At 73.9% G+C, this 20,121-nt stretch carries 20 protein-coding genes; 15 read left to right on the top strand and 5 right to left on the bottom strand.

Features of this window, described 5'->3' with window-relative positions; all coding sequences use genetic code 11:
• The first annotated feature begins 145 nt into the window (after nt 1–145).
• Entirely contained in the window at nt 146–679 is a 534-nt protein-coding gene (locus AC07GB_RS28440; protein ID WP_478850312.1) for a GNAT family N-acetyltransferase, read from the top strand.
• Nucleotides 680–682: 3 nt separating this feature from the next.
• On the opposite strand, the gene AC07GB_RS28435 is transcribed toward AC07GB_RS28440, so the two are convergent.
• Nucleotides 683–931 carry a chaplin gene (locus tag AC07GB_RS28435; protein WP_478850310.1) on the bottom strand — a complete coding sequence of 83 codons (249 nt, stop codon included), beginning with the start codon at nt 929–931 and terminating at the stop codon, nt 683–685.
• Nucleotides 932–1,266: 335 nt separating this feature from the next.
• Here AC07GB_RS28435 and AC07GB_RS28430 point away from each other — a divergent pair, with 335 nt between their 5' ends.
• From AC07GB_RS28430 to AC07GB_RS28405, 6 genes are all read left to right on the top strand, one after another.
• Entirely contained in the window at nt 1,267–2,493 is a 1,227-nt protein-coding gene (locus AC07GB_RS28430) for a cytochrome P450 (RefSeq protein WP_478850308.1), read from the top strand.
• Nucleotides 2,493–2,687, top strand: a complete 195-nt coding sequence (locus tag AC07GB_RS28425) for a ferredoxin (RefSeq protein ID WP_478850306.1) — start codon at nt 2,493–2,495, stop codon at nt 2,685–2,687. Before AC07GB_RS28430 ends, AC07GB_RS28425 begins: the two co-directional genes overlap by 1 nt.
• 169 nt (nt 2,688–2,856) lie before the next feature.
• The gene (locus AC07GB_RS28420) at nt 2,857–3,363 is read left to right on the top strand and encodes a GNAT family N-acetyltransferase (RefSeq protein ID WP_478850304.1); all 507 of its coding nucleotides are present in this window, start codon (nt 2,857–2,859) and stop codon (nt 3,361–3,363) included.
• Nucleotides 3,364–3,431: 68 nt separating this feature from the next.
• Nucleotides 3,432–3,815: a hypothetical protein gene (locus tag AC07GB_RS28415; RefSeq protein WP_478850302.1), complete on the top strand. Its 384-nt coding sequence runs from the start codon at nt 3,432–3,434 to the stop codon at nt 3,813–3,815.
• Between the two features lie 139 nt (nt 3,816–3,954).
• Complete coding sequence (locus AC07GB_RS28410) at nt 3,955–4,542, top strand: DoxX family protein (RefSeq protein ID WP_478850300.1); 588 nt, start codon at nt 3,955–3,957, stop codon at nt 4,540–4,542.
• Between the two features lie 154 nt (nt 4,543–4,696).
• On the top strand, nt 4,697–5,314 hold the full coding sequence (locus tag AC07GB_RS28405; protein ID WP_478850298.1) for a GrpB family protein: 618 nt from the start codon (nt 4,697–4,699) through the stop codon (nt 5,312–5,314).
• On the opposite strand, the gene AC07GB_RS28400 is transcribed toward AC07GB_RS28405, so the two are convergent.
• Together AC07GB_RS28400 and AC07GB_RS28395 are read right to left on the bottom strand one after the other, a co-directional pair.
• The gene (locus AC07GB_RS28400) at nt 5,304–6,860 is read right to left on the bottom strand and encodes an FAD-dependent monooxygenase (RefSeq protein ID WP_478850296.1); all 1,557 of its coding nucleotides are present in this window, start codon (nt 6,858–6,860) and stop codon (nt 5,304–5,306) included. The genes AC07GB_RS28405 and AC07GB_RS28400 overlap by 11 nt on opposite strands.
• Nucleotides 6,861–6,976: 116 nt before the next feature.
• A complete protein-coding gene (locus AC07GB_RS28395; protein WP_478850294.1) occupies nt 6,977–7,999 on the bottom strand; it encodes a LacI family DNA-binding transcriptional regulator in 1,023 nt (340 codons plus the stop codon).
• A gap of 259 nt (nt 8,000–8,258) precedes the next feature.
• Between AC07GB_RS28395 and uriH the strand changes: the two genes are divergently transcribed.
• The 5 genes from uriH (at nt 8,259) to AC07GB_RS28370 (ending at nt 14,958) form a co-directional block, all read left to right on the top strand.
• Nucleotides 8,259–9,206 carry a uridine-preferring nucleoside hydrolase UriH gene (gene uriH / locus AC07GB_RS28390; protein ID WP_478850292.1) on the top strand — a complete coding sequence of 316 codons (948 nt, stop codon included), beginning with the start codon at nt 8,259–8,261 and terminating at the stop codon, nt 9,204–9,206.
• Complete coding sequence (gene uriT, locus AC07GB_RS28385; RefSeq protein WP_478850290.1) at nt 9,203–10,648, top strand: uridine transporter UriT; 1,446 nt, start codon at nt 9,203–9,205, stop codon at nt 10,646–10,648. The genes uriH and uriT overlap by 4 nt, the downstream gene beginning before the upstream one ends.
• A gap of 170 nt (nt 10,649–10,818) precedes the next feature.
• Nucleotides 10,819–13,560 (top strand): AAA family ATPase, encoded by a 2,742-nt coding sequence (locus AC07GB_RS28380; RefSeq protein WP_478850288.1) that lies wholly within the window; start codon nt 10,819–10,821, stop codon nt 13,558–13,560.
• 80 nt (nt 13,561–13,640) lie between these two features.
• Nucleotides 13,641–14,156, top strand: a complete 516-nt coding sequence (locus AC07GB_RS28375; RefSeq protein ID WP_478850286.1) for a hypothetical protein — start codon at nt 13,641–13,643, stop codon at nt 14,154–14,156.
• 103 nt (nt 14,157–14,259) lie between these two features.
• Nucleotides 14,260–14,958 carry an alpha/beta hydrolase gene (locus tag AC07GB_RS28370; RefSeq protein WP_478850284.1) on the top strand — a complete coding sequence of 233 codons (699 nt, stop codon included), beginning with the start codon at nt 14,260–14,262 and terminating at the stop codon, nt 14,956–14,958.
• Nucleotides 14,959–14,971: 13 nt separating this feature from the next.
• Here AC07GB_RS28370 and AC07GB_RS28365 read toward each other — a convergent pair whose 3' ends face one another.
• Nucleotides 14,972–15,838 (bottom strand): SAM-dependent methyltransferase, encoded by an 867-nt coding sequence (locus AC07GB_RS28365; RefSeq protein ID WP_478850282.1) that lies wholly within the window; start codon nt 15,836–15,838, stop codon nt 14,972–14,974.
• A gap of 228 nt (nt 15,839–16,066) precedes the next feature.
• Here AC07GB_RS28365 and AC07GB_RS28360 point away from each other — a divergent pair, with 228 nt between their 5' ends.
• The 3 genes from AC07GB_RS28360 (at nt 16,067) to AC07GB_RS28350 (ending at nt 18,881) form a co-directional block, all read left to right on the top strand.
• Nucleotides 16,067–16,861, top strand: a complete 795-nt coding sequence (locus AC07GB_RS28360; RefSeq protein ID WP_478850280.1) for an SAM-dependent methyltransferase — start codon at nt 16,067–16,069, stop codon at nt 16,859–16,861.
• A 108-nt stretch (nt 16,862–16,969) separates the two neighbouring features.
• Nucleotides 16,970–18,367 (top strand): M20/M25/M40 family metallo-hydrolase, encoded by a 1,398-nt coding sequence (locus tag AC07GB_RS28355; protein WP_478850279.1) that lies wholly within the window; start codon nt 16,970–16,972, stop codon nt 18,365–18,367.
• 97 nt (nt 18,368–18,464) lie between these two features.
• Nucleotides 18,465–18,881 (top strand): MmpS family transport accessory protein, encoded by a 417-nt coding sequence (locus AC07GB_RS28350; protein WP_478850277.1) that lies wholly within the window; start codon nt 18,465–18,467, stop codon nt 18,879–18,881.
• Nucleotides 18,882–18,941: 60 nt separating this feature from the next.
• On the opposite strand, the gene AC07GB_RS28345 is transcribed toward AC07GB_RS28350, so the two are convergent.
• On the bottom strand, nt 18,942–20,054 hold the full coding sequence (locus tag AC07GB_RS28345; RefSeq protein ID WP_478850275.1) for a PQQ-dependent sugar dehydrogenase: 1,113 nt from the start codon (nt 20,052–20,054) through the stop codon (nt 18,942–18,944).
• Between the last annotated feature and the right edge of the window lie 67 nt (nt 20,055–20,121).

The raw sequence follows: 20,121 nt of genomic DNA, 5'->3' as shown, positions 1-20,121 counted from the left end.
CCCCCCCCCCCCCCCCCCCCCCCCCCCCCCCCCCCCCCCCCCCCCCCCCCCCCCCCCCCCCCCCCCCCCCCCCCCCCCCCCCCCCCCCCCCCCACGCCCGCGATATTCGCTTGCCCTCGCGGCGACAGGGGGCGACAGTCGCCCCGTGCGAAACATCGAGCTGTCGGACGGCGTGGTCACCCTGTCCCCCCTGACCCTGGAGGACGTCGACGCGCACCTGGCGGGCGAGGACGACCTCCTCGTGCGCTGGCTCAACGGCGAGCCCAGCACCCGGGCGAGCACGGAGGACTACGTCCGCCACTGCCAAGGCCAGTGGGCCGACGAGGGGAGCCTGCGCGCTTTCGGCGTGCGCGCCGGTGACGACCTGACGCTGGCCGGCACCATCGATGTACGGCTCGCCCTGCCCGGCCTCGCCCCCGGCGCGGCCAACATCGCCTACGGGCTCTACCCGGCCTGGCGGGGCCGGGGCCTCGCGACCCGCGCGGTCGACCTGGTCTGCCGCTACGCGGCGACCGCGGGCGCGCGCGTCGGGGTGATCCGGGTGGATCCCGCCAACGCCGCGTCGGAGGCGGTGGCGCGGCGCGCCGGCTTCACGTACATGAAGCAGGTCCGGGAGGGGAACGGGACGTGTCACAACTGGTACGTCCGCGACCTCAAGGGCCTCGCCGCGCCACGTTAGGCGCTACTTGCCGCCGGAGCCCTTCGCGCACTGGTTGCCCGTGGCGGGGTTGAGCAGGCCCACGACGTTCACGGTGTTGCCGCAGAGGTTCACAGGGACGTCGACCGGCACCTGGACGAGGTTGCCGCTGAGGACGCCGGGAGAGTTCGACACCGTGCCGTTGGCGTCGGCGTCCGCAGCGGCCGTGGTGGCGCCGCCGACCGCGGCGGTCACGGCGAGTGCGGCCGCGGCGAGGAGCACGCGAGTGCGCATGGGAGTACCTCCTGGTGCGAAGGGATCGTTCCTCCCGAGCCTCGCCGCCGGGCCGGGAGCGAGAAAGTCCTGGTAGCCCGATGGAATGAACCACGGGAACCGGCCAATCCGGTGGGCCGAACGGGGCGTCCGGGGCCGGAGCGGACCGGAGGTGCCGGGGCGGCGCCTGCTCGGCAGGAGCTGTTTCCGGCCTCCCTCCTCGCCGCGGAGGACCCGTGCGAGGAACTTGGCCGAACCACGCATGGTCCAGATGGCTGCAAGGGGCATGTAGTTGGGGGACGGAACGCCTCGGGGGACCGGCAGATCCGTACGCCCGTCCGTACACCGGAGACCGCATGACGCTTCCAGCGCACTTTCCCCAGGACCGTACCTGCCCCTACCACCCGCCCGCCGGCTACCGCCCGCTGAGTGAACAGGGCCCGCTCAGCCGCATCACGCTCTACGACGGATCCGAGGCCTGGCTCGTCACCGGGCACGCCGAGGCACAGGCGTTGCTCACCGACCCCCGGCTCTCGGCGAACCGGCAGAACCCGGCCTTCCCCGTCCTCGCCCCCCGCTTCGAGCTCTCGCGCCGCGCGCGGACCGCGCTCCTCGGCGTGGACGACCCCGAGCACAACAGACAGCGCCGCATGCTGATCCCGCCGTTCGGCGTGAAACGGGTGGCGGCGATGCGGCCCCGCATCCAGCACCTCGTCGACGAACTCCTGGACGCCATGCTCGAACAGGGGCCGCCCGTGGACCTGGTGTCCGCGTTCGCCCTTCCGGTGCCGTCCATGGTGATCTGCGAGCTGCTCGGCGTGCCGTACGCCGACCACGACTTCTTCGAGGAGGCCTCGCGCCGCCTGCTGCGCGGCAAGACGGCCGACGAGGCCGAGGAGGCGCGGCGGGAGCTGATCGGCTACCTGGAGGGCCTGGTCGACCGCAAGAGCCGGGCCGCCGGCGACCGTCCAGCGGCCGTGGCGGGCCCCGCCACGGGCCTGCTCGACGACCTGGTCCGCGAGCGGCTGCACACCGGTGAGGTCGACCGTGAGGAGCTGGCGAGGATCGCACTGATCCTGCTGGTGGCCGGGCACGAGACGACCGCCAACATGATCTCGCTCGGCACCTACACCCTGCTCGAACACTCCGATCAACTCGCCGCCCTGCGCGCGGAGCCGGAGCTGATCGGCACCGCGGTGGAGGAACTGCTGCGCTTCCTGTCGATAGCCGACGGGCTCCAGCGGGTCGCCACCGCCGACATCGAGGTGGCGGGGCGGACCATCCGGGCGCACGACGGCGTCTTCCTCGCCGCGTCGGCCATCAACCGCGACGCCACCGTCTACCCGGAACCGGACGACCTCGACGTCCGCAGAAGCGCCCGCCACCACCTCGCCTTCGGTTTCGGCATCCACCAGTGCCTCGGGCAGAACCTCGCCCGCCTGGAGCTGGAGATCGCGTTCACCTCTCTGCTTGCCCGGGTGCCCGACCTGCGGCTCGCCGTCCCGTCGGACGAGGTGCCGGTCAAGCCGGGCGACACGATCCAAGGCCTCGTCGAACTGCCCGTCAGCTGGGGGCGCGGCTGATGCGCATCCTGATCGACACAGGCCGCTGCATCGGCGCGGGCCAGTGCGTCCTGACCGCCCCCGGCGTCTTCACCCAGGACGACGACGGCTTCAGCGAACTCCTGCCCGAGAGCGCGGACGGATCGGACGACCCGATGCTGAAGGAGGCAGCACGCGCCTGCCCGGTGCAGGCCATCACCCTCGAAAGCGGGTGACGCGCACGGGCGGGGGCCGAGGGCGGCCCCCGCCCTCCGCGCGAGACCGGCGCCTCCGGGACGCGAGGAAAAGGCGGCGCCCCCGGGACGCGCGAGGACAAGGCGGCCCCCCGGGACGCACGAGGAAAAAGGGGGAGCGCGGACCGGAGCAGTCGGGAAGAATTGGATCATGCGCATCCGAGTGGTCGACCCCGGCGAGCTGCCCCTGCTCCAGGACATCGAGAGGGCCGCGGGCCGCTGTTTCCGGGACGTCGGCATGCCGGAGATCGCCGATGACGAGCCGCCGACCCTGGACGAGCTGGCGCGGTACCAGCGGGCGGGGCGCGCCTGGGTCGCGGTCGACGACGCCGACCGGCCCGTCGCGTACCTGCTCGCGGACCACGTCGACGGCGATCTGCACGTCGAGCAGGTGTCCGTCCATCCCGGCCACGCGCGCCGCGGCGTGGGCCGCGCCCTCATCGAGCACCTGGCCACCACCGCCAGGGCCGACGCGATCCCGGCCCTGACCCTCACCACCTTCGCTGAGGTGCCGTGGAACGCGCCGTACTACGCCCGCTGCGGCTTCGAGACCGTCGACGAGGCCTCGATCGGCCCGAAGCTGCGGGCGGTGCGGCAGAAGGAGGCCGCCCACGGCCTGGACCGGTGGCCGCGGGTCTGCATGCGGCGCCCGGTGTGAGGCCCGCTGCGCATCAGGCTCATTGAAGTCTTCAGTATCGCCGTCGTCCGGACCTAGGATCGGGCGGCATGAGCGGGCTGAACCCGAAGACAGCGGCAGTCGCCCGCGTGTGCCTGCTCGCGCTCGTCGTCTGTCTGCTCACCGGGTTCGGCTCAGGCGCGGCGGCGGCCTCCTCCACTGTGGAGAAGGCCGGCCACGCGCGCGCGACGGCCTTCCACGGCTCGCCCGTCGAGGCATCGGTGGGCCCCGACACCAGCGGCTGCCAGGACGGCGGCGGCCAGGACACGCCCCGTAGCGCGGTGCTGCCGCGGCCCGACCAGCCCTGCGAGTCTGCTCCCCGGTCCGCGCCGACGAGCGGCGACGCGGCGCCCCTGACCACCGCGTCGTGTCCGACGGCCTGCGCGGACGCCACCGCCGTCGATCTCTACCGAACCCGCGTCATCAGAACGTAGAGGGCCCTCTCCTCCCTCATCGCTCGCGATCGCTCGTCGCACACGCGCGCTGGCGCCCGACCGCTTCACCGGGTGCCCCCTGCCCGCGTCCTGTCCGGCCGCGCGGCTTCACTCGCTCTGCACCAAGGAGAGTTCCAGCATGTCTTCGTCCGCCTCACGTCCCCCCGCCCCCTCCGACGGCCTGACGGCGCCCGGCGCGCCGCTCGCGCACCGGGCCGCTCCCGGCGCCCCCGCTCTCCACCCCGGCACCGACCTGGGGCTGCTGCTCCTGCGTGTCGCCGTCGGCCTGACCATGGCCGCCCACGGCACGCAGAAGCTGTTCGGCTGGTTCGACGGCGGCGGCCTGAACGGCACCGCCGACCATTTCGCCGCGACCGGCTACAAGGCCGCCAAGACCATGGCCTGGGTCGCCGCCCTGACCGAGACCTTCTGCGGCGTGGGCCTCGCCATCGGCCTGCTCACACCGCTCGCGGGCGCGGGCATCCTGGGCATCATGCTCAACGCCATCTCCGTCAAGGGGGGCGGCGGCTTCTTCGCCCCCGAGGGCGTCGAGTACGACCTGGTCCTCCTGACCGCCGCCGTGGCCCTCGCCCTGACCGGGCCCGGCCGCGTCGCCGCCGACCACCTGCTCCCCGTGCTGCGCGACCACCGCTTCACCCGAGGCGTCGCGGCGGTCGCCCTCGGCGCGCTCTCGGCCGCGTTCGTCCTGGTCGTCCTGCGCGACTGAGGGCCCCACAGGGCCCGCGTCGGCGCCCGTGGACACCCGTCCGCGGGCGCCGGCCCCGCGCCGCCCAGCGCGAGGGCGGACGTACGTACTTGACGGCCGACACGATCACCGCCTTGGCTGGGAAGGCCCACCGCCCCCAACAGGAGCCGCCGCCATGCCGGGACAGGAGAGCCAGGACGAGCACCAGGCACGCGTGCCGATGACCGTCGAGGAGATCGAGGCGGCCACGGTCGGAGCGCCGCCGCGGCTCGACGGGCAGGTGACGCTCAGGGAGTACGACCCGCGCTGGCCCGAGGCCTTCGCGCGGGAAGCGGCGCGCATCCGGGACGGGCTCGCCGGCGCACGGCACGAGATCGAGCACGCGGGCTCCACCTCGGTACCGGGCCTCGCCGCCAAGCCGGTCGTCGACATGGTGCTCACCGTCGACGACCCCGGCGAAGAGGCGGCGTACGTACCGGCCCTGGAGCGGCTCGGCTTCCGGCTCGCCGTCCGTGAACCCGGGTGGTTCGAGCACCGCGTGCTGCGCAAGCAGGACCTGGGGCCCGGCGCCGATGCGGCGAACCTGCACGTGTTCCCGCGCGGCTGCCCCGAGGTGACGCGCATGCTGCTGTTCCGTGACTGGCTGCGTGCGCACCCCGAAGACCGGGACCTGTACGCCCGCACCAAGAAGCGGCTCGCCGCCCGCACCTGGGCCTACACACAGCACTACGCCGACGCCAAGTCGGACGTGGTCGCGGAGATCCTTCAGCGGGCCGCGCGGGTCAACCGGTGATCGCTGTCAGGGCCCGGTGGAGCGTGGTGTCGTTCGGCGGGGCGTCGGGCCAGCGGGCGGCGATGTGGCCGTCGGGGCGGACGAGCAGGGCCCCGCGCGGGCCCAGGTCACAGGCCTCGGCGTGCGCGCGGGGAAGGGCCTCGACCCGCAACGGCCACGGGTCGGCGGGCAGGCGCTCCCACCGGGCCGGGTCAGGGGTGAGCAGGGTGTACCACTCGCCGAAGGCGTCGAGCGTGGACCGGCCCTCGGCGAGCCGGAGGTGGGGCATGCGGTGGCCCGGCTCAGGGGTGGGGACGTACTCCGTGCCCGGCTCGGACGCCTCGGGCGGGGCCGGGCCGTCGGTGAGGACGGCCCCGGAGCGGTAGACGACGCCGAGCACGAGGCCGAGCTGGGCGAAGTACCGCTCCGACCAGGGGAGTTCGACCGGGGTCGACGTCGCGGCGCCGGACCGGAGCTGCTCGTGCCGCCGTGTTTGCACCTGGACCATGAGCCGGGTGCCGGCCACCGCCTGGTGGAGCGACAGACGGGCGACGGGCAGGCGTTCCGTCCCGTACGTGTCGAGCAGGCCGGGCCTCGCCCACCCGTGCAGGACGCCCGCCAGTTTCCAGCAGAGGTTGTGCACGTCGGCGACGCCGGCGTTCATGCCCAGGCCGCCGGTGATGGGCAGCGCGTGCGCGGCGTCACCGGCCAGGAGCACCCGGCCGTGCCGGAAGCGCTCGGCGACGAACGCGTTCATCACCCAGTGCTGCACCCGCAGGACCTCGGGCCGTACGTCGGCGCGGGGGCCGAGGCCGCGGGAGACGAGGCCGGGCCAGTCGGTGTGCGCGGTGTCGTCCGGGGTCAGCCCGAACCAGATCCAGCCTCCCTCGGGGTGGACCGGCCCGAAGGACCCGTGCGCGGTGAAATAGACCCCGGCGGGCTGGCGGGCGCTCCAGGGGCCGAGGTCGGCGTCGAACACGACGCTGGTGAAGCTGCCCAGTTCCCCGGGGCCTGTGGTGCCGATGCCGAGCAGCGGGCGGAGCGTGGAGTTCGCGCCGTCGGCGGCGAGGACGTACCGGGCGCGCACGCGCGTCCGCTCACCGCTGTCGTGGTCGGCGAGCACGGCCACGACGCCCTCGGCCTCCTCCGTCAGGCCGACCAGCTCGACCCCGAACCGCATCGGCGTGCCGGCCGCCGCCAACAGGGTGGGTTCCAGGCGGTCCTGGGAGGTGAGCACGCCGATCACGGGGCTCTCCGGCACCGGCTCGTGGACCCCGACCATGGCCGCCGTGGCAAAGTCGCGGTCGTACAGGGTGTCGCGGAAGCGGATCCGGCCGTACTCGGGTGGGAACGCCCGGCCCGCGATCGCGGCGGCGAGGCCGAGGGCGCGGTAGATCTCCATGGACCGCACGTTGACCAGCCGGGAGCGGGGGAAGGGCGACAGGGCGGTGCGCTTCTCGACGAGCAGCGTCGGCACGCCCCAGCGGGCGAGCAGCGCGCGGGCGGTGAGCCCGACGGGCCCGCCTCCGACGATCAGTACCGCCGTCTCGGCGTCTGCTCCGGGCATGGCGGCTCCTCAGCGGCGGTGCGGCGGCCCGGACGACGGCCGAGTCGGCATGAGGTCAATTTCCCGGACCGGGCGGAGGGCCGCAACGCCCCGCCCCGGACGGCACCCGAACGGGCTCAGAAGGCCGGGCCGGCCTGGGGGCGGGGGCCGCTGGAGCCTCGTACCACCAGGTCGGGAGCCAGCCGGAGCGCGTGCTGCGGTCCGGCGCCGCCGTCACCGAGGCGGTGGCCGAGCAACCGCGTCGCCTCGGCGGCCAGTTCGGCCACCGGCTGGCGGACCGTGGTGAGGCCCGGGGTCGCCAGCTCCGCCATCGGGATGTCGTCGAAGCCGGTGACGGCGACCTCGCCGGGCACGGCGGCGCCCAGCTCCCGCAGCCGCTGGAGCACGCCGATCGCGATGAGGTCGTTCGCGCAGACCACGGCGTCCGGCCGGGCCTCCCACAGGACGTCGACGGCGGCCCGGCCCCACGCTACGGAGAAGTCGCCGAGCGCCACCCGCTCCGGCGCGCGGGGATCGAGGGCGCCGGAGCCCGCCGTGTAGGCCGCGCGCCGTTCGGCGGCCGCCGACGCCGTGCCGTGCGCACCGACGAAACAGGGCCGTCGGCGGCCGGTGGCCGCGAGGTGGTCCAGGACGAGCGCCATGCCCGCGGCGTTGTCGACGGCCACGGAGTCGGCGACGCCGGGCCCGCACCGGCGGTCCAGGAGGACCAGCGGCACCCGCGCCGCCGCCGCGGCCACCGCGTCCCGGCTGCGCCGCTCGTCGGCCGGGATCACCAGGAGCGCGTCGACGCGGCGGCCGAGCAGGTCGTCGACGCGCTCCGCCTCCGCCACCGGGTCGTCGTCGCAGTCGGCGAGCAGCACGGCGCGTCCCTCGGCGTGCAGCGCGTGGGTCAGCTCGCGGACCAGGGCCGGGTAGAAGGGGTTGGTGATCTGCGGCAGGACGAGGCCGACCGTGCCGGTGGCGCGGCTGCGCAGGGCGCGGGCCGCGTGGTTGGGCCGGTAGCCGAGGTTCGCCGCGGCCGCCCGCACGCGACGGGCGGTGTCGGCACCCACCGGCCGGGTTCCGGCGAGGACCCGCGAGACGGTGGCCACGGAGCAGCCGGAGGCCCGTGCCACGTCCCGGAGCGTCACGTCGGCCACGCCGCGCCCACCCCCTTCGACAAGTTCCGGAGAACGTTATCAACGACCACGGGGCCCGCCCGGAGCGCCGAAGCCCGGCAGCACCCTTGGCTGCCCCGACAAGCCTGACGTACCCCCAGTTCAGGGGCATCGCACAGGACTGGGAACGGGAGCCTCCGGATCGTTGACATAATGCGCACCCGTGCACAAAGTCTTCGGAGAACGTTTTCCCGAGGTGCCGCCCGCCAGCGACACCTCAGCCGAACAAAGAGGTTCCGCGATGGCCAGAAAGATCATCCTCGACTGTGACCCAGGGCATGACGACGCGATCGCCATGCTCCTGGCCCACGGCAACCCGGACGTCGAACTGGTCGCGGTCACCACCGTCGTCGGCAACCAGACCCTGGAGAAGGTCACCCGCAACGCCCTCTCCGTGGCCCGCATCGCCGACATCACCGGCGTGCCCTTCGCGGCGGGCTGCCCCCGCCCCCTGGTGCGTGACGTCGAGGTCGCCGAGTCGATCCACGGCGAGAGCGGCCTGGACGGACCCGTCCTGCCCGAGCCGACCCTGGACCTCGACCGCCGTCACGCGGTCGACCTCATCATCGACACGGTGATGTCCCACGAGCCCGGCGAGATCACGATCGTCCCGACGGCCGGTCTCACCAACATCGCCCTGGCCGTGCGCAAGGAGCCCCGCATCGCCGAGCGCGTCCGCGAAGTCGTCCTCATGGGCGGCGGCTACCACACGGGCAACTGGAGCGCCGTCGCCGAGTTCAACATCAAGATCGACCCCGAGGCCGCGCACATCGTCTTCAACGAGCGCTGGCCCGTCACCATGGTCGGCCTCGACCTGACGCACCAGGCGCTCGCCACCCCCGAGGTCGTCGAGCGCATCGCGGCCGTGGGCACGCGGCCCGCCGCGTTCGTCGGCGAGCTGTTGGACTTCTTCGGCACCATGTACCTGCGGGAGCAGGGCTTCGAGCACCCGCCGGTGCACGACCCGTGCGCCGTCGCGTACGTCATCGACCCGAGCGTCATGACGGTGCGCAAGGCCCCCGTGGACATCGAACTGACCGGCACCCTCACGCTCGGCATGACCGTGGCCGACTTCCGCGCGCCCGCCCCCGCCGACTGCCGCACCCAGGTCGCCGTCGACCTGGACCACGGCCGGTTCTGGGACCTCGTCGTCGACGCCCTGGAGCGCATCGGCGAGGTGCCCGCGTGAACGCGTCCTTCACCGCGCCCGGCGCCCCGACGGCGCCGGGGCGCCGCCCGGTCCGGGTCTGGGTCCTCGTCGTCGCCCTCCTCGCGGCGTGCTTCGCCTTCCAGCTGAACGCGAGCATGCTCAGCCCGGCGCTGAAGAACGTCGAGGACTCCCTCGGCGCGACCACCGCCGAGGTCGGCCTGACCCAGACGGCGTTCTTCACGTCCGCCGCGCTGTTCTCCCTGTTCCTGCCGCGCCTGGGCGACCTCGTCGGCCGCCGCCGGGTGCTCGCCGCGATGATGGTCCTGATGGCCGTGGGCTGTGTCGTGGCCGCGCTCGCGCAGAGCGTGCCGATGCTGTTCGCCGGCCGCGTCATCCAGGGCGTGTCCGGGCCGACGGTCCCGCTGTGCCTGATCATGCTGCGCAACGAGGTCCACGAGCCCAAGCGGTACGGCACCCTGCTCGGCGTCATCACCGCCGTCAACGGCGGCATCGCGGGCGTCGACTCCATCGCGGGCGGCAAGCTCGCCGACCACTACGGCTTCCACTCGGTCTTCTGGGTGATGGCCGTCGTCGCCGCTCTCGCCGCCGTCCTGGTCGCCGTGCTCACCCCCGAGTCGACCGCCGACAACGCCGCCGGGACCCGCATGGACTGGCCCGGCGTGGCCATCCTGGTCGTCTCCGTCGGCGCGGCCCTGATCGCCCTCAACGAAGCGGGCAAGCTCGGCGCCGCCAACTGGCCGCTCGTGGCCGGCCTCGCCGTCGTCGCCGCGGCCGCCTTCGCCGTGTTCTGGCGCGCCGAGGACCGCAGCAGCCACCCCCTGGTGTCGACCCGGCACCTGCGGCAGCGCTCCACCTGGGCCCTGCTCCTGACGACCGTGCTCACCATGACCGGTGTCTTCGCCGTCATGAACGGCATGATCCCCGCCTTCGCGCAGAACGCGGACGCCGGATTCGGCATGAGCGCCGAGCAGTCCGCCTGGTGGACCCTGACCCCCTACGCCCTCGCGGGCCTCGCCATGGGCCCCCTCGCGGGCCGCCTCGCCGCCACCCTCGGCTACGGCAAGGTGCTGCGCTTCGGCCTCGTCGGCTCGGCGGCGACGGTCGCCCTGATGCTCGTCACGCTCCAGGCCGACTCGCGGGCGCTGCTGCTGCTCTCGTCGATCCTCATCGGCGTCACGTACGCGGGCGTCGCCAACATCGTCCTCAACGGCCTCGGCATCGTCCTGTCCCCGAAGGAGAACCCCGGCGTCCTGCCCGGCCTGAACGCGGGCGCGTTCAACCTGGGCGCGGGGCTCAGCTTCGCCGTCCTGTTCGCCGTGCAGACCGCGGCCGCGCCCGCCGACAAGACGTCGGTGGCGGGCTACTCGGCCGGCATGATCGCCGGAGTCGTCCTCATCGCGGCGGCCTTCGTGACCTCCTTCCTGATCCCGAAGCCGGTGGCGGCCGAGGAGCACGCCTAGACGCTCCGCCGGGGTGTGGGCCGAGCGCGTGCGCCCGCACCCCCTTCGGGTGCTCCTGTTCCCCCCTCCGACGAGTCGACGGACAGGAATCGGTCGAACACAGTCCGTACAAGAGGAAGAGCAAGACTCTTTGTCAGGACGGACCGTGTCTGCCCTAGGATCTCGACCAAATGAACGTGCACGGACGGCACTACGAGAAGGCCACGTTCGCCCGCGTCCTGCGAGGGGCGCGTGAGGGCAACGGCGCGAGGGTCGTGCTGTGGGGGGACCCCGGCATCGGAAAGACGGCGCTGCTCGCGCACGCCGTCGCCACGGCGACCGGATTCACCGCGTTGACCTGTCGCGGCGCCCGCGCGGAGGCCCCGCTCGCCTTCGCCGGGCTGCGCGCGCTGCTGCGGCCGGCGGCCGAGCGGATCGACGCGCTGCCCGCGCCCCAGGCCGCGGCCCTGCGCGCGGCGCTCGGCCACGGCGCGGGGTGCCCCGACCGCTTCCTCATCGGCGCCGCCACCCTCACGCTGCTGTCCGAACTCGCCGCGGCACAGCCCCTCCTGATCACCGTCGACGACGCCCAGTGGCTCGACGAGCCGACCGCCGCGTGCCTCGCCTTCGTCGCCGGGCACCTGCGCGGCGAGCCGGTCGCCCTACTCCTGGCCGCGGGCCACGAGGCGCCCGCGCCCGGCGGCCCCTGGGACGGCGGCACGGTCCTGGAGATCGGCGCACTCGACGACACCGCGGCCGAGGCCGTGGTCCGCGAAGCCGCACCGGAAGCCGACGACGAGACCGTGCGCCGCACCCTGCGCGCCGCGGGCGGCAACCCTCTCGCCCTGCGCGAACTGCCCTTCGGCCCGATCGCCGGGCCGGAGGGGTGGACAACCGGGCCCTTAGCCGTCGGTCCGCGCCTGCGCCGGACGTTCGACGCGCGTGTGGCACGGCTCGCCTCCCCCGCCCGCACCCTGCTCCTGGTCGCCGCCGCCGAGGACCGCGGGGACCACCAGACTGTACGCGCCGCCGCCGCCGCGCTCGGCGTCACCGAACCCGACTGGGACGAGGCCCTGGGCTCCGGGCTGCTGCACACCGAGGGCGACCGCGTCCGCTTCCGCGCACCCCTGGCCCGTACGGTCGCCTACGAGCGCGCGACGCCCGCCGAGTGCCGCCGCGCCCACCGCGCCCTCGCGGACGCCCTCACCGGCGAGGACCACGCCGACCTCCGCGTCTGGCACCGCGCTGCCGCCGCCGAAGGCCCCGACGACGACATCGCGGCCCAACTGGAGGACTGCGCCCGGCGGAGCAGGCGGCGCGGCGGCCACGCCTCCGCCGTCCGCGGCCTGTGCCGGGCCGCCGAGTTGTCCGCCGCGCCCCATGCCAAGGGCCGGCGCCTCGCCCTCGCCGCCCGGGCCGCCTGGGACGCCGGACAGGTCCTCGCCGCACGCGACCTGCTCGACCAGGCCGAGCGGTGCGCGTCCGAGGAGGTCGTGGCCGGGATCAGCGGCGGCCTGCGCGGCCTCATCGCTCAGGCCCACGGCGACCAGGAGCACGCGCACCGGCTGCTCCTGAGGGACCTGCGCGCCATCGCCGACCGGGACCGCGCCGTCGAACTGGCCTGCGTGGCCGTGCGCGCGGGCTGGTCCGCCGGGTCGGGCGACCGGCAGGCCGAGGCCCTGCGCGTCCTGGAGGAGCTGGCCACCGAAGGGGACCTGCCGGAGGCCGCGCTGCTGCCCGCCCTCAAACAGTGGTGGGACACCGAACGCGAGACCTCTCCCACCGCCCCCCTCACCGACGCAGCGGTCGCCCGGCTCGGCGGCGGCTTCTGGCGGCTGCTCCCGCCCGCCCCGCTCGCCGTGGCCTGGGGCGCGGAGACCACCCTCGCCGACGCCTTCCGCGCCCGGCTCACCCACCTGCGCGCGACCGACCCCACCCGGGCCCTCGTCCGCACCGCCCCGCAGACCACGGCACTCGCCATCGTGCGGGGCCACTGGGCGGAGGCCACCGCCACCGCCACCGAGGCCCTGCGCGTCGCCGAGGAGACCGGCGCCGAGCACGCCGCGTCCCGGTGCCGAATCTCCCTCGCCCGCCTCGCCGCGCTGCGCGGCCACGAGCCCGCCGCCACCGCGCTCACCGACCGCTCCCTGGACCACGCGGTGCCGCGCGGCCTGCGCGACCTGAGCGCCGCCGCGTACTGGATCCGCGGCCAGGCCGCCCTGTTCGCGGGCCGGGACGCCGAGGCGCTGGAGTGGCTGCGCCGCCTCACCGAGCCCGGCCACGACGCCGCGCACCCCACCGTCGCGCTGCTCGCCGCCCCCGACACCGCCGACGCGGCGCTCGCCGCCGGGGCGGACGCCGACGCGCGAGCCGCCCTGCGGACGCTGCGGTCCTGGGCCGACCGCACCGGAGCCGCCTGGGCGCGGGCCGCCGCCGACCGCACCGCCGCGCTCCGCACCGCCGACCGAGGGGCGGCCGACGCGCTCTTCCGCCGGGCACTCGACGCCTCCGGGACGGCCCGCCGCCCGTTCGAGCACGCCCGTACGCGCCTGCTGTACGGCGAGTGGCTGAGCAGGGGCGGGCAGCACACGGACGCTCGCGCACAGCTCGCGGACGCGGCCGAGACCTTCCGCCGCCTCGGCGCCGTGCCCCTGCTCGAACGCGTCCTGGCCGAGCAGGAACGGGCCGGGGAGCGGATCCGCCGCCCGGATCCGGCGCCCGGCGGCGGGCCGGTGCTCACACCGCGCGAGTGGCACGTGGCCCGCCTCGCCGCCGAAGGCCTCACCGACGCCGAGATCGCGGCCCCGCTCCTGCTCAGCCCGCGTACGGTCCACCACCACGTGGCCGACGTGCTCCGGAAGTTCGGCATCGCGGCCCGGGCCGACCTCGCGCGCGTGGCCGTGGACGACGGACCGCACCCGAAACAGGAGTGACCGGCACGGGCCGCCGGGCTTGACTTCAACCGCACTTGAGGTCGCAGGATCGCGTCACGTCTCGCGAAAGGAGCCGGGGCATGACCTCGCACCCCGTACCGCACGGTCCCCACGGGTCGCTCATGGAGGCCGGCCGGGCCGTGCCCGCCGCGCCGGCGGGCCGGGAAGCGACGCGCAGAGGCGTCGCCCTGGTCCGTGCCTACGCCCGTGGCGACTCCGCGACGATCACCACCGCGTGCGACGCCGCGGACCCGGCCGTGCGGGCGCAGCTGCCGTCGGTCACCGGCGACATCCTGCGCCTCGTCGTCGGCGTCGTCCTGTCAGGGCCGCGCACCCTCACCCCGGCCGACGTGGTCCGCACCGCCGACCGGCTCGCCGCCGCAGGGCCGCCCCACCACGAGCTGGCCGCGACCCGGGCGGTCCGCGCCTGGGCCAGCCGCGACGACGAGGTGCTGCACGCCTCCTGGCGCGACGAGACCGGTGGCGCGCACGGCACGGCGGTCCTCGCCGCCGCCCTCGCGGTCGCCGCGTGGGGCGAGGCACCCTTCCTCGACCTGCTCGCCACCTTCGACGAGCTGACCACCCTCGACGGCTGAAACCACGCGGCCCGGCCTCCGGTCGCGGTCCGCGTACGGCCTGCTTAGCGTGAGAGCGCACGTCAGTCACTCGGGGGCGTAGAACGAACAGGTGGACATCGCCATGGCAGGCAAACCGGCCATTGTTCTGGTGCACGGATTCTGGGGCGGCGCCGCCCACTGGGCGAAGGTCATCGTGGAGCTGGACAAGCGCGGATTCGACAAGCTGCACGCGGTGGAGAACCCGCTGACCTCCCTCGCCGACGACGCCGAGCGCACCCGCAAGATGGTCCGCCAGATCGACGGGCCCGTGCTCCTCGTGGGCCACTCCTACGGCGGCGCGGTCATCACCGAGGCGGGCGACCTGCCCAACGTCTCCGGACTCGTCTACATCGCGGCCTTCGCGCCGGACGCGGGGGAGAGCCCGGGGCAGCTCAGCCAGGAGACGCCCCCGGCCGCCTTCGACAACATCGCCCCGGACTCCGACGGCTATCTGTGGATCAAGCAGGACGCGTTCCACGAGAGCTTCGCCCAGGACCTCTCGCCCGAGGAGGCGCTGGTCATGGCGGTCACGCAGAAGGCGCCGCTCGGCTCGACGTTCGGCGACGCGGTCACCGCGCCGGCCTGGCGCGCCAAGCCGAGCTGGTACCAGGTCTCCACCGCCGACCGCATGATCCACCCCGACAACGAACGCCGCATGGCCCGGCGCATGAACCCGCGCAGGACCATCGAACTCGACGCCGGCCACGCCTCCCTGGCCTCGCGGCCGGGCCCGGTCGCCGACCTGATCGAGGCGGCGGCCGACGAGGTCGGCGCGGCCTGACGCCCCGGTCCCTTCAGTCCGCCGGCTTGCGGAGCACCAGCACGTGGTAGTCCGTGTGCCGGCGGGTGAAGGAACGGAACGGGCCGATCAGCGGGTCGGTGTGGGTGAGCGCCTCCTTGCCGAACCGCCGCTCGATCTCCTCGCGCCGGTCCTGGTACAGCACGCCCATCAACTCACCGCACAGCACGGCGTTGGTGGTCATGTCGCGCACCAGCTCCACCTGGAACCCGGCCTCCTCGATCTCGCCGATCAGCGCGGCGAAGGGCCGCAGCGGCGGGCACGCCCACAGCGTGGTGTACGCGGACATCTCCGCCTCGGCGGGCGTGCCGCGCAGCGTGAACTCGGTCAGCAGGAAGCGCCCGCCGGGCTTCAGCACGCGCAGCGCCTCCCGAAGGCCGAGGGCCCGGTCGGACAGGTGCGGCACGCAGTCGATGGACCAGGCGGCGTCGAACGACGCGTCGGCGTGCTCCAGCGCCATGGCGTTGCCGTACGCGAACTCCACGCGGTCCGCGGCCGGATGGCCCGCGAGGCGTTCCTGGCACCGGGCCAGCTGGCTCCGGCTCACCGTGATGCCGGTGACGCGGCACCCGGCGCGCTCCGCGAGGCGCAGCGCGGGCGCGCCCGTGCCGCAGCCGATGTCGAGCACGCGGGAGCCCGGCGCCGGGTCGAAGGTGTCGATGAGGTACTCGGTCTGCCGGTCCTGCGCGACGTCGGCCATGCCGACCAGCGTGCTCACGGGCGTGCGCGTGCCGTGCGGTACGTACATGCCGATGTGCACGGCGCTCGACCCGAGCAGGCTCGCGAGGAGGTCGCCGTACTGGTCGTACATCGCCCCGACCTCGTCGGGGGTGGGAGCCGTGCCGTGTGCCTCCGCTGCCATGGTGCGTCTCCTCCCTGGGGTGCGGAGGCCAACCCTCCGCACGTACAAGGACATTGCACCCGTCACCCGAGCGGTTCGTGAGGGCGTAGTTGAGCCAGGTATGCGTGCCGTCCGGCGGCGGCTGGGCGCTGTGTCCGGCCGGTCCGCCGCCGCGGTGGCCGTATCCGGCGCCGACCACCGTCGGGAGCTGCGTTAAGCTCCGCACCGGTCGACCCCGGGAGGGCCCTCATGTCGTACGACCCCACGTTGATCAACAGCAACGTGCCGCACTCCGCCCGCATCTGGAACTACTGGCTGGACGGCAAGGACTGCTACGAGGTCGACCGGCAGGTGGGCGACCAGATCCGTGCGGCCAACCCGGGGATCATCGAGATCGCGCGCGCCCAGCGGGCCTTCCTCGTGCGGGCCGTGAGCCACCTCGTCGGCGAGGCGGGCATCCGCCAGTTCCTGGACGTCGGCACGGGCCTCCCCACCGCCGACAACACCCACGAGGTCGCCCAGCGCCTGGCCCCCGACGCCCGGATCGTCTACGTCGACCACGACCCGATCGTGCTCACCCATGCCGAGGCCCTGCTCACCAGCACCCCCGAGGGCGCCACGGGGTACATCGACGCCGACCTGCGCGACCCGGACGCCATCCTGGAGCAGGCCGCCAAGACCCTGGACTTCACGCGGCCCGTCGCCCTGATGCTGCTCGGGATCACCGCGCACATCACCGACGACTCCGTCTACGCCGTCGTGGGCCGCCTGCTGGACGCCCTGCCCTCCGGCAGCTACCTGGTCCTGTGCGACGACACCGAGGTGCTCGACCCCGAGCGGATGCGCGAGATGATCGCGCAGTGGAACGAGGCGAGCGACAACCCCCGCGTCAACCGCAGCCCCGAGCAGCTCGCCCGCTTCTTCGACGGCCTGGAACTCCTGGAGCCCGGCCTGGTGTCCGTCTCACGCTGGCGCCCCGAGCCGGTCGAGGGGCGGCTGCCCGCGGAGGTCGACGACTTCGGGGGCGTGGCGCGCAAGCCCTGACGCGCGCGGCGGCGTCCGACCGCCGACGAGGGCAGCGCCCGGAGGGCCTTCAGGGCAGTGGCGGTGACCGTCTTGCGGGCTGCTTGTTGCGTGCATGACGATAACCCCATGGCGAATCCGAAGGGCACCCCTCGGCGCACCCTCCTCACCGCCGCCGCCACCGCGGCGGCCGCCACCGTCCAGACCGCGGGCCCGGCCGCCGCGGGCGAGCGGACCCGGCTCGTCCCGCGGCCGCCCTCGCGCGAACTGCGCGCCCTGCTGCGGGAGATCGACCACCGCCGCATCGAGGCGACCGTACGCCGCCTGGCCGCCTTCGGCACCCGGCACACCCTCTCCGCCCAGGACGACCCGGACCGCGGCATCGGGGCCGCGCGCGACTGGATCCTCGCGCGGATGCGGGAGCACGCCCGGGCGTCCGGCGGCCGGATGACCGTCGACCTCCAGTCGTACGTGCAGCAGCCCGGCCCGCGCATCCCGGTCCCGACCCGGATCTCCAACGTCGTCGCCACCCTGCGCGGCACGACGTCGCCCGACCGCCTCTACGTCGTCTCCGGGCACTACGACTCCCGCGCCAGTGACCCCATGGACCACACCAGCGACGCCCCGGGCGCCGACGACGACGCCTCCGGGGTCGCGGTCGTCATGGAGCTGGCCCGCGTCCTCGCGACCCGGCGCACGGGGGCCACGCTGGTGTTCGCCGCCGTGGCGGGCGAGGAGCAGGGGTTGTACGGTGCCGCCCACCTCGCCCAGAGCTACAAGGACCGACGGGCCGACGTACAAGGGATGTTCACCAACGACATCGTGGGCAGCCCGACAGCCGACGACGGCAGCCGCGACCCGCACACCATCCGGCTCTTCGCCGAGGGCGTGCCCACCTCCGAGACGCCCCAGGAGGCCGAGGTCCGGCGCTCCGTCGGCGGCGAGAACGACTCTCCCGCGCGCCAGCTCGCCCGCTTCGTCCGCGAGGTCGCCGACCCCGCGGCGACCGGCATGAAGGTCCGGGTGATCTACCGCCGCGACCGCTATCTGCGCGGCGGCGACCACATACCGTTCCTCGAACGCGCCTATCCGGCGGCCCGGTTCACCGAGCCCGCGGAGGACTACGCCCACCAGCACCAGGACGTGCGGGTCGTCGACGGCAAGCAGTACGGGGACCTGCCCGAGTTCTGCGACTTCCCGTTCATCGCGCGCGTCGCCCGCGTCAACGCCGCCGCCCTGTGGAGTCTGGCCCAGGCCCCGGGCACCCCCCGCGGCGCGAAGATCCTGACCGCGGCCCTGACCAACGCGACGGAGCTGCTCTGGGAGCGCGGCGACGAGCCGGACCTGGCCGGTTACGAGGTCGTGTGGCGCGAGACGACCTCGCCGGAGTGGACCCATGCGATCCCCGTGGGCGACACCACCCGCCACCGCGTCGACCTTTCCAAGGACAACGTGTTCTTCGGCGTGCGCGCGGTGAACCGGGCCGGGCTGCGTAGCCCGGTGGCGTTCCCGGCGCCGCAACGCTAGGAGACGTCCCGTTCGTGTCGCTCCGCCCGCCCTCTGAGCTGGGGTTATCGTGCGGTCACAGATTGACTTTGCGTGCTCTTTACTGTTGTCTGCGCACATGAAGAGAAGCATCCGCGCCGCCGTGTGCGCGCTCGCCCTCGCCGGTCTCGCGCTGACGCTCGGCGCCTGCTCCGAGGCCGAGAAGAAGGCCGTCGACGCCGTCGACAAGGCCGTCAACGAGAAGTACGAGGTGACCTACGAGGTCTCCGGCGAGAACGTCGACGAGATCGAGTTCGCCGCCGGTGCGGGTTCCGCCGCCAACCCCAAGCTGGAGAAGGCCACCAAGCCGGAGCTGCCGTGGAAGAAGACGGTGACGCTGCGCGGGATCATGCCGCCCACCGTCGTCCCGATCTCCACGGACCCGACCGGCGCCGACCTCACCTGCAAGGTGATCTACAAGGGCAAGGTCATCAAGGAGGCCTCCGGCGAGAACGTCGTGGCGGGATGCATCGCCGTCTCGCCGGTCGGCAAGTAGCACCCGGCCGGGATGCGTCCCCGCGTGCGGGGACGCATCCCGAGGGGTGGCCGGTCGGCCTCACCGGCGCGTGGCGCCGCCCGAGTACACGACGTCCACCAGCAGGATCCGGTCGTTGCCCGGGGTGCCGTCCCGGTCGATGGACGTGGTCAGCCAGATGTCACCCTGGGGGTCGACCTCGGGGGTGCGCAGCCGGTTGTACGTGCCCTGGAAGTACGTCCGCTGGTCGACCAGGCCCGAGTTCGCGTCGATGCGCATCCGGTACACGCGCTGGCCACGGGTGGTGGCCACGAAGACGTGGTCGTTGATGATGGTCAGGCCGCTGGGCGAGCCGGAAGCCACCGGCCAGGTCTTCTTCGGCGGGATGGAACCGGAGCAACTGCCGCTGGTGCCCTCGCAGTTGGGCCAGCCGTAGTTGCCGCCCTTCTGGACGAGGTTGACCTCGTCCATCACGTTGTTGCCGAACTCCGCCTGCCACAGGCGGCCCTGGGAGTCGAAGTCGAGGCCCTGCGGGTTGCGGTGGCCGAGTGACCAGACGGCGTTGCCGAAGGGGTTGTCCGCGGGGATCGAGCCGTCGGGGTTGATGCGCAGGATCTTGCCGTTGAGGGAGTTCCTGTTCTGCGCGAGCGCGCCGTTCTGCGCGTCGCCCATGCCCGCGTACAGCTTGCCGTCGGGGCCGAAGCGCAGCCGGCCGCCGTTGTGGGCGCGGTTCTTGGTCATGCCGCTGAGGAGCACCGTGTAGCCGCTGAGGGTGTTGTTCTCCAGCGTCATGCGGGCGATGCGGTTGCCGTCGGTCGAGGTGTGCAGGAAGTACAGGTAGTGGTCGGCGGCGAAGGTCGGCGAGATCTCCAGGCCCATCAGGCCGCCTTCGAGGCCCGTGGTCTGGGAGTAGGGCACCTTGCCCAGGAGCGTCTTCTGGCCCGTCTTGGTGAGGCGGTAGACGTTGAAGGTGTTGCGCTCTGTGAAGATCGCGGCGCCGTCCGGCAGGAACGCCAGGCCCCACGGCACGTCCAGGCCGCTGGCGAGGGTCGTGACGGCGCCGGGGTCCGGGGTGCCCGGCTCGGCCTCCGCGGCGGCGTCGGCCGTGGTCATGGTCGCGCAGAGCGAGACGGCGGTGGCCGTGGCCACCAGCGCGCCCAGGGTCCGGGACGGGTGGCGTCGGATGCGTGACACGGTGTCCTCCAGGGGGAGTGGGGGGAATTGACGGCCCTGGCAGTAAGGAAGCTTTCCTGTTGGGTGG

It is taken from the genome of Streptomyces sp. NPDC045778, assembly GCF_056431945.1.
The sequence above is the reverse complement of the archived record's forward strand: the minus strand, read 5'-3'. Positions and strand labels throughout refer to the sequence as shown.

What these genes read in the sequence shown, in the direction of transcription:
- AC07GB_RS28435 (WP_478850310.1), bottom strand. Translation starts at nt 931, where the DNA reads ATGCGCACTCGCGTGCTCCTCGCCGCGGCCGCACTCGCCGTGACCGCC.
- AC07GB_RS28430 (WP_478850308.1), top strand. Translation starts at nt 1,267, where the DNA reads ATGACGCTTCCAGCGCACTTTCCCCAGGACCGTACCTGCCCCTACCAC.
- AC07GB_RS28425 (WP_478850306.1), top strand. Translation starts at nt 2,493, where the DNA reads ATGCGCATCCTGATCGACACAGGCCGCTGCATCGGCGCGGGCCAGTGC.
- AC07GB_RS28420 (WP_478850304.1), top strand. Translation starts at nt 2,857, where the DNA reads ATGCGCATCCGAGTGGTCGACCCCGGCGAGCTGCCCCTGCTCCAGGAC.
- AC07GB_RS28415 (WP_478850302.1), top strand. Translation starts at nt 3,432, where the DNA reads ATGAGCGGGCTGAACCCGAAGACAGCGGCAGTCGCCCGCGTGTGCCTG.
- AC07GB_RS28410 (WP_478850300.1), top strand. Translation starts at nt 3,955, where the DNA reads ATGTCTTCGTCCGCCTCACGTCCCCCCGCCCCCTCCGACGGCCTGACG.
- AC07GB_RS28405 (WP_478850298.1), top strand. Translation starts at nt 4,697, where the DNA reads ATGCCGGGACAGGAGAGCCAGGACGAGCACCAGGCACGCGTGCCGATG.
- AC07GB_RS28400 (WP_478850296.1), bottom strand. Translation starts at nt 6,860, where the DNA reads ATGCCCGGAGCAGACGCCGAGACGGCGGTACTGATCGTCGGAGGCGGG.
- uriH (WP_478850292.1), top strand. Translation starts at nt 8,259, where the DNA reads ATGGCCAGAAAGATCATCCTCGACTGTGACCCAGGGCATGACGACGCG.
- AC07GB_RS28380 (WP_478850288.1), top strand. Translation starts at nt 10,819, where the DNA reads ATGAACGTGCACGGACGGCACTACGAGAAGGCCACGTTCGCCCGCGTC.
- AC07GB_RS28375 (WP_478850286.1), top strand. Translation starts at nt 13,641, where the DNA reads ATGACCTCGCACCCCGTACCGCACGGTCCCCACGGGTCGCTCATGGAG.
- AC07GB_RS28370 (WP_478850284.1), top strand. Translation starts at nt 14,260, where the DNA reads ATGGCAGGCAAACCGGCCATTGTTCTGGTGCACGGATTCTGGGGCGGC.
- AC07GB_RS28365 (WP_478850282.1), bottom strand. Translation starts at nt 15,838, where the DNA reads ATGGCAGCGGAGGCACACGGCACGGCTCCCACCCCCGACGAGGTCGGG.
- AC07GB_RS28360 (WP_478850280.1), top strand. Translation starts at nt 16,067, where the DNA reads ATGTCGTACGACCCCACGTTGATCAACAGCAACGTGCCGCACTCCGCC.
- AC07GB_RS28355 (WP_478850279.1), top strand. Translation starts at nt 16,970, where the DNA reads ATGGCGAATCCGAAGGGCACCCCTCGGCGCACCCTCCTCACCGCCGCC.
- AC07GB_RS28350 (WP_478850277.1), top strand. Translation starts at nt 18,465, where the DNA reads ATGAAGAGAAGCATCCGCGCCGCCGTGTGCGCGCTCGCCCTCGCCGGT.